The 1,475-nt window shown below is 36.1% G+C and carries 1 protein-coding gene; it reads right to left on the reverse strand.

The genetic code is table 11. The features are described from left to right. Positions 1-390: 390 nt before the first annotated feature. Positions 391-939, reverse strand: coding sequence for a transposase (locus KS419_RS20560; protein WP_217068472.1), 549 nt, complete (start codon positions 937-939; stop codon positions 391-393). Positions 940-1,475: the final 536 nt, after the last annotated feature.

A 1,475-nucleotide genomic window follows, 5' to 3' on the forward strand; every position in this document is an offset into this window, starting at 1 on the left:
TAAAATGAGAGCGCTGAAAAGTAATAAGAACACCACTCAAAGTGAGAATACTTAAAAGTAATAAGATTACTACTCAAAATGAGAGTGCTTAAAAGTAATAAGATCACCACTCAAAGTGAGAATACTTAAAAGTAATAAGATTACTACTCAAAATGAGAGTGCTTAAAAGTAATAAGATCACCAGTCAAAGTGAGAATACTTAAAAGTAATAAGATCACTACTCAAAATGAGAGCGCTGAAAAGTAATAAGAACACCACTCAAAGTGAGAATACGTAAAAGTAATAAGATCACTACTCAAAATGAGAGTGCTTAAAAGATATAAGATTCCACGCAAAATGAGAGCGCTGAAAAGTAATAAGAACACCACTCAAAGTGAGAATACTTTAAAACTAATAAGAACACCACTCTATATAGCTTTTCTTTTGCTTATATTCTGTACCTTGGAAATTTTCGAGTATTGGGGTAAAGTCTATGAACGCTGGAGGTGATGATGTGGTTGTGGGAAGAAAGTAATTATAACTACTCCATTGGTATTTTTCAACCTTATCGACTATGTTTGCAGTCACAGGATTATAGTGAATGTACCTGCTAACTATTAATATGTTCCGTTTATCATGAATTGGTATTGCTTTAAACGGGCCTGCAAAAAGTGGACCACGAAACTTATATTTAGTGTTAAAATACCTTGCATAAAGTTTGTTAATGTGTTCAATTATTTTTGAGATGCTTTCATTTGAGGAGATTTGGAGATGGTAATGGTTAGTCATGAGGCAAAATGAACATAAATTAAATGAGTGTTTCTCGGAGGTTTTCACAAGAAGATTAAAAAAATACTGATAGTCACTTGCGTTTTTGAAAAGTTTTTCTTTTCGAATACTTCTGGCCATCACATGATAATACTTTCCAGGAATCCAATTTCTTTTTTTATTATTTTCCATGAATGCACCTCATTTACTTTTAATAATCTATGTAGAGTCTTTATGGGAACAATATACGATATTTTTCTAATTATTACTGTGAAGTTCCCTACATATTTTTTACAAATTTATGAACTTTTGACTTTGATTTTTCTGAATAAGGATTTAATGGAGGTGGATATGGTGAAGTAGGGCAAATTGAACCAAGTTGCGTTGAACCAGGATCAAAACCCCCAGGTTCAATCCGTGAGTATAAGCGAGTATGAGGGAGCCTGAAGTAGGGGGAAATGAACCAGGTTCCGTTGAACCAAGATCAAAACCCCCAGGTTCAATCCGTGAGCATGAGGGAGTATGAGGGAGCCTGAAGTAGGGGGAAATGAACCAGGTTGCGTTGAACCAGGATCAAAACCCCCAGGTTCAATCCGTGAGTATAAGCGAGTATGAGGGAGCTTGAAGTAGGGGTAAATGAACCAGGTTGCGTTGAACCAGGATCAAAACCCCCAGGTTCAATCCGTGAGCATGAGCGAGCATGAGGGATCCTGAAGTAGGGCAAATTG

The organism is Evansella tamaricis (genome assembly GCF_019042215.1).
GTDB classification, from domain to species: domain Bacteria; phylum Bacillota; class Bacilli; order Bacillales; family Salisediminibacteriaceae; genus Evansella; species Evansella tamaricis.